5 protein-coding genes are annotated in these 5630 nt (G+C 69.1%); 2 read left to right on the forward strand and 3 right to left on the reverse strand.

Annotation, left to right across the window (positions count from 1 at the left end):
- On the forward strand, positions 1–546 hold a 546-nt coding region (locus AC1D01_RS18370; protein WP_477868756.1), incomplete at its 5' end, for a DUF4276 family protein.
- 15 nt (positions 547–561) lie between these two features.
- Here the strand turns inward: AC1D01_RS18370 and AC1D01_RS18375 are convergent.
- The gene (locus tag AC1D01_RS18375) at positions 562–2709 is read right to left on the reverse strand and encodes an ATP-binding protein (RefSeq protein ID WP_477868758.1); all 2148 of its coding nucleotides are present in this window, start codon (positions 2707–2709) and stop codon (positions 562–564) included.
- Between the two features lie 187 nt (positions 2710–2896).
- On the opposite strand from AC1D01_RS18375, the gene AC1D01_RS18380 reads away from it, so the two are divergent.
- Positions 2897–4138: an HD-GYP domain-containing protein gene (locus AC1D01_RS18380; RefSeq protein WP_477868760.1), complete on the forward strand. Its 1242-nt coding sequence runs from the start codon at positions 2897–2899 to the stop codon at positions 4136–4138.
- A 165-nt stretch (positions 4139–4303) separates the two neighbouring features.
- On the opposite strand, the gene AC1D01_RS18385 is transcribed toward AC1D01_RS18380, so the two are convergent.
- On the reverse strand, positions 4304–4594 hold the full coding sequence (locus AC1D01_RS18385; protein ID WP_477868762.1) for a nucleotidyltransferase family protein: 291 nt from the start codon (positions 4592–4594) through the stop codon (positions 4304–4306).
- A 49-nt stretch (positions 4595–4643) separates the two neighbouring features.
- Entirely contained in the window at positions 4644–5582 is a 939-nt protein-coding gene (locus tag AC1D01_RS18390; RefSeq protein ID WP_477868764.1) for a CE1 family esterase, read from the reverse strand.
- Positions 5583–5630: the final 48 nt, after the last annotated feature.

Raw genomic sequence — 5630 nt, forward strand, 5'->3', positions numbered from 1 at the left:
CGTGTGAAGGACGGCGGCACGTTCAAGGGCGGCATCCACAGCTACGGCCAGTTCCGTGAGCACCTGCGGCGGGTCCTTGTCGGCAGTGGTGGCGCCCTGGTGACCAGCATGATCGACTACTACGCGTTGCCAACGGATTTCCCCGGGATGTCGGACCGCCCCGCCCATGGCACGCCGAGGCAGCGTGTCCAGCACGTCGAGCGCGCCTTGCAGGTCGACGTCGGGCAGCCCAATTTCCTTCCCTTCATTGCGCTTCACGAATTTGAAGCGTGGCTGTTCTCCGATCCGCAGACCGTTCCCTCGGTGTTGGCGCAACCACGGCAATCGGCGGCCTTTGCTTCCATCGCCAATGCCCACGCGCCGGAAGACATCAACGAGAAGCCGGAGACGGCACCATCCAGGCGGCTGCTCGATCTGTTTCCGGGCTATCGGAAGGCCCTGCACGGACCGCCAGCTGCGCAGCGCATCGGCCTGCCGACCATCCGCGCGCGGTGCCCCCACTTCGACCACTGGCTGAGCCGGGTCGAGGCCCACGCAGCCGCTTGACCCGTTGCAGCGCCGTCAGGTCGCCAGCACCCGCCGCACCAGCCGCAGCAGTTCCTCCATCGTGTTCTGCTTGCGCATCAGGCTGCGGACGCCCGCATCGGCGGCCTGGGCCTGCAGTTCCTCGGTGATGTAGCCCGAGCTGATCACCACCGGCAGGTCGGCGCGGATGTCGCGCAGCGCCAGCGCCACGTCGAGGCCGGAGTAGCCCGGCATGTTGAAGTCGGTGATCACGAGGTCGAAGGCCAGCGGCCGCACGGCGACCGCCGCGACCGCCTCGTGCCCATCGCGGAACGCAGTGACCCGGTAGCCAGCCTGCAGCAGCAGCCGCTCCACCATCAGCACGATCACCTCGTCGTCGTCGACGTAGGCCACGTGCTGGYCGGCGCCTTGCAGCGCCCCGGGCGCGGTGACCGGCAGCGCTTCCTCGACCGGCTCCGCTTCGGCGGCCGGCAGGTAGAGGTGCATCGTCGTGCCGAGCCCGGGCGCGCTGTCGACGCGGATCGCGCCGTGGTGCGCCGCGACGATGCCGTGCACCACCGACAGCCCGAGCCCGGTGCCCTGCCCGGTCGGCTTGGTCGTGAAGAACGGCTCGAAGATGCGCGCCTGCGTGGCCGCGTCCATCCCGACGCCCTGGTCCTGCACCCACAGGTGGGCATGGTGCCCGGCGGCCAGTGGYGGCGTGGTGCCCATGGCGCGCTCGTCGCCCGGCACCACCTCGTACGCCGCCAGCCCGACCTCGATGCGCCCCGGCCGCCCCTGCAGCGCATGCCAGGCGTTGGTGCACAGGTTCATCAGCACCTGCTGCACCTGGGTGCCGTCGGCGTTGACGTGCAGCGCCGGCGCTGCCAGGCGGCACTCCAGCGACACCGCCGCCGGCAGCGTGGAACGCAGCAGCCGCACCGATTCCTCCACCAGCGGCTGCAGCGGCTGGTTGACCAGCGCCTGCGGCTGGCGGCGGCCGAACGCGAGGATCTGCTGCACCAGGTCGCGGGCGCGCACGCTGGCCTTGTGGATCTGCTCCAGGCTCGCGAGCGCCGGGTGGCCGGCACCGATGTCCTCGCGCGCCAACGCGACGTTGCCGAGGATCGCCGCGAGGATGTTGTTGAAGTCATGCGCGATGCCGCCGGCCAGCGTGCCGATCGACTCGATGCGCTGCGATTCGCGCAGCTGTGCCTCGAGCGAGCGGCGCTCGCGGTCGCTGCGCCACAGCCGGCGCACCATCACGATGATCAGCAGGTGCAGCAGCAGCCAGGCCAGCGCGGTGAACAGCGCCAGGCGCCGCCAGCTGGCGAGCACGTCGTCGTGGCTGAGCGCTACCGTCAGGAAGAACGGGTAGCCCTTCACGACCACCGTGCCCGAGATGCGCCGCACGCCGTCGGTGAAGGCGACGTACTCGTTCACCGCCTCCGGCTGCCCGGCCTTGACCGCGCGCAGGATCGGCTGGTCGGGCGGCATCGGCTTGTTGACCTCGGCATCGATCTGCGGCCAGCGCAGCACCAGATTCCCGGCCTCGGTGCGGCGCAGGAACACCGTGCCGTTGCGGCCGATGTCGAGCTTGCGGAACTGCTGCTGGAAGTAGGTGAGGTCAAGCGGCGCCAGCGCGGCACCGACGAACCGGCCTTGCGCATCGAGCACCGGGCGCGTCATCACGATGGTCGGGCGCTGGCTGACGCGGCCGGTCACCACATCGGTGAACAGCAGGCCGGCCTGCGCGTCGCGCTGGTAGGCCTTGAAGAACGAGCGATCGGCATAGTTCGCCATCGGCGTGGTGGACGACGAGGTCACGTAGCGCTGGTCGCCGCGGGCATCGATGATGCGCAGCGCGATCAGCTCGTCGAAATCGCGCAGCATCGCGTCGAGTTCGCCGTTGACCTGCCGGGCGTGGGCGAGTTCGCCCTGCGGTGCGAGCGCCGCGGGCGGCACCGTCTGCGTCAGCGCGCGCAGCACGGCATCGGTGCGGCGGAAGGTGCCGTCCATGCGCACCTCCAGCGTGCGCGCGTAGTTCAGCGCGGTGGTCTGGGCGGACTGGATGGCATCCTGCCGCGCCACCCACAGCAGCCAGCCGATCAGCAGCGAGGCGGCCAGCGTTGCACCGACCAGCAGGGCCGCGAACTTGCGACGCGGCGGATGCAGTGCGGCGGTCGCCGGCGGGAGTGTGGCCATGGGATGGGCTTTTAGCCCGGCGCGGCGGGCGGCGCAATCGGGGGCGCCGAGCGTGCACCCCGGCGTGAAATCATTGCGCAAGCGTCTCAATGCGCAGCCCGAGGTGCCGATATCCTGCACAGGTGGACAGCTCGTCAGGGGAGGCGTGGCGCCACCGTGAACCAGTGCACAAGTCCGGAAGTCGAGCGTGATCAAGAAAATAGCCGTCAGCGAGTTGCGCCTGGGCATGCATGTCCACGAGTTCTGCGGCTCGTGGATGGATCACCCGTTCTGGCGCTCGAAATTCACGCTGAAGAGCGACRCCGACTTCGAACGCATCCAGTCCGGCGGCGTGACCGAACTCTGGATCGACACCGGCAAGGGCCTGGATATCGAAGGGCCCGCGGCCACGGTACGGGCCATCACGCAGGAATCGGTGGCCGACGAGGTCGAGCGCGAGCTGGAGTTCGTCGCGTCGATGCCGATGGAGTTCGATGCGCTCGACAGCGGCGATGCCGCGATGGCCAAGGCCGCCGCGCTGTACCGCCGCTCGGTGCCGAAGATCGCGTCGATGTTCGGCGAGGCGCGGCTGGGCCGCGCGATCGACGCCGGCCAGTGCGAGGAGCTGGTCGAGGAGATCTCCGAATCGGTGCTGCGCAACCCCGGCGCGCTGATCAGCGTCGCGCGGCTCAAGCGCGCCGATGAATACACCTACATGCACTCGGTGGCCGTCTGCGCGCTGATGGTGTCGCTCGGCCGCCAGCTCGGCCTGCAGGGCGAGCAGCTGAAGAAGGCCGGCCTGGCCGGCATGCTGCACGACCTGGGCAAGGCGGTGATGCCGCTCGAGGTGCTGAACAAGCCCGGCAAGCTCACCGATGCCGAGTTCGACATCATGAAAAGCCACCCCGAGCGCGGCCACGAGATGCTGCTCGAAGGTGGCAGCGCCGGCGCCGTGGTGCTCGACGTGTGCCTGCACCACCACGAGAAGGTCGATGGCAGCGGCTACCCGCACAAGCTGTCGGGCGAGCAGATCAGCCTGTTCGCGAAGATGGGCGCGGTGTGCGACGTGTACGACGCGATCACCTCGGTGCGGCCGTACAAGAGCGGCTGGGATCCGGGCGAGGCGCTGCGCCGCATGGCGCAGTGGAAGGGTCACTTCGAGCCGCGCGTGTTCCAGGCCTTCGTCAAGACGGTGGGCATCTACCCGATCGGCTCGCTGCTGCGGCTGCAGTCCGGCAAGCTCGCGGTAGTGACCGCGCAGAACGCGCAGAACCTGCTGGCACCGAAGGTCAAGGCCTTCTTCAGCACCAAGTCGAACATGCGCATCGAGCCGCTCGAGATGGACCTGGGCAGCGCCTGGTGCCAGGACAAGGTGCTGCGCTGCGAATCGCCGGACGAATGGAAGTTCAAGGATCTCGATATCCTCGCGGGCGTGCAACGCAATGGATGACCCACCCCCGAGGCGCTGACGCGCCTCCCCCTCAAGGGGGCGCCTCCAGTGGCCCGGCAAAGCCGGCTCCACGGAGGCTGCTGGATCGGGAACGACGCATCGAAGACAGCCCGCAGCTTGATGCCCGTACCGCCGCTCCGGCRTAGTCCGCCAAGCGCGGCTGATTCATACCAGAACAGCCTCCGCAAGCACCCTCGCTCGGAACCGTTGCGGCAGGTCCGCCGGCGTCAACAGATCAACGCGAACACCGAGCAACTCCTCGAGCTCTGCGTGCAGCCCCCCCAGATCGAAGAGTGTCGCCCCCGGCAGCGCATCCACCAGAAGATCGAGGTCACTCCCATCCTTGTCGGTGCCCAGCAGCACCGAGCCAAATACTCTCGGATTGGCCGCACGGAACCTGCCGACGGTTGCTCGAACAGCACCTCGCTGACGGTCCAGGGCAATCGATGGTCGCATTTTGCTGGGGCGTAAGTTGGCGGTGAGTGCTGCCGTTCTATCACACCGCTCACGGCCGGTTGAAGAACTCCCACATCAGCGCGTTCGCCGACACCGCCTGGCTCGGCGCCTCGCCGCGTGCCTTCTGCCCACCGGGCCACGAATGCCCGCCGGTCTCGGTGACGCACAGCTTCACCTGCGCCGCGCCGCTGCACGACACATGCACCTCGCAGCGAGCACCCGGCTTCTCCAGCACCGTCCGGGGCGCACCGGTGCAGGCATCGTGGCGCACCCACCGCGCCACCGTGTCGGGCACCGACGCGAACTCGCCGGTCGCCCCACGCAGCCGCGTGTTGCTGCTGAACCCGCCGTCGAACGGCACCATCGGGTCGTTGCGCGCATGGAGGTGCAGCACGCTGACCGGCCGCGCCGGCGTGCAGCGCCGCGTGTTGTCGGTGCCGGCCACCGCGGCGATCGCGCTGAACACATCGCCGGCCTCGCAGGCGAGCCGGTAGACCATCATCGCGCCGTTGGACATGCCGGTCGCGAACACCCGGTTCGGGCCGACCACCATCTGCTGCTGCAGGTTCGCGACCACCTGCCGGATGAAGCCGACATCGTCGACCTCGCGGTCGCGCGCCTGGCCGCAGCAGCTGCCGGCATTCCAGGTGGCGAGCGTGCCGCGGCGCAGGCGGCTGTAGCCGTTCGGGAACACCAGCACCGCGCCCTCGCGCTCCGAGAGGCTGATCAGCCCGTAGTTCGCATCATCGGCCTGGTAGTCCATGCTCCCGCCGCCGCCGTGCAACGCGACGACCAGCGTCTGCGGCCTCGCGGCATCGAAAGCCTTCGGCACGTGCACGCGGTACGTGCGGTCGAGCTCGCCGTGCCGCACCGTGTAGCGGTAGTCGCCGGGCGTGGCGATGCGGGCCCGCGGGTCGTCCTGCGCCTGGCACAGGCTGTTGCACAACAGCAGCCCCAGGGCTGCGGCGAAACCGGTCAGGCGGCGCATAGTTTCACCTTCGCTGCAAGATCCTGCGTCGAGCTTACGACCCTGGGC

The sequence above is a fragment of the Rhizobacter sp. P3_B12 genome, assembly GCF_056402895.1.

Coding starts and splice junctions, on each gene's coding strand:
- AC1D01_RS18385 (WP_477868762.1), bottom strand. CDS start 4,594: ATGCGACCATCGATTGCCCTGGACCGTCAGCGAGGTGCTGTTCGAGCA.
- AC1D01_RS18390 (WP_477868764.1), bottom strand. CDS start 5,582: ATGCGCCGCCTGACCGGTTTCGCCGCAGCCCTGGGGCTGCTGTTGTGC.